Raw genomic sequence first — 634 nt, forward strand, 5'->3', positions numbered from 1 at the left:
TGGGGGCTAAAGTGAATAGCCTTTGTTGCGGTTCTGTTTGATATATCTTTCGGGATATAGCTTTTTGTGCTGTTGTTCGATAATTCCTTTAAGTCTTGCATTTTCCTTTCGCAAGCGGTCTGCCTTCTCTTCCGCTTGCAACTTCGAGCCTTGGAAGTATTTTAAGACTTTTCCAGCTTGTTTTTCCGCTTCCAGCTTGTAGTATTCCCTCAAATCCGTGAAAGCCTCGGAAATCGCCTTATTTTGGCTTTCAGCCCATTTTTCACGACCGAGCAAGGGTGGAGTATCTATTTGGGGCTGTTTTGCGTCCGAATAGAGTTCCATGCTTTGACTAGGGTAGCTCAAACGTTCCTCAATTCGTCCGTAGTATTCCCTTACGGTGTCGTGGGTGGCGGTGCTGCCTTTGATACCTCGCTGAAGTCCGAATTTTGCTTGCATGGCTTTGCCGTAGCTGTCCTGCAGCTCGGAGAGTTTCCGTCTGTCCCCCATGACCTCTTTCGCTGAAAGCCTGCCGTCCTTGGTTAACGGCACAACGACACAATGGACGTGCGGAGTACGCTCGTCCATGTGCAGCGTGAAATCTACAACGTTCCTGCTTCCGAACCTTTCGCAGATGAAACGAAAATTTTCATTC

1 protein-coding gene is annotated in these 634 nt (G+C 48.1%); it reads right to left on the reverse strand.

What is annotated here, in order from left to right:
• Positions 1–6: 6 nt before the first annotated feature.
• On the reverse strand, positions 7–634 hold a 628-nt coding region (gene mobV, locus ACFFUV_RS23575; RefSeq protein WP_390198406.1), incomplete at its 5' end, for a MobV family relaxase.

The sequence above is a fragment of the Vibrio olivae genome (assembly GCF_042428525.1).
GTDB lineage: Bacteria > Pseudomonadota > Gammaproteobacteria > Enterobacterales > Vibrionaceae > Vibrio > Vibrio olivae.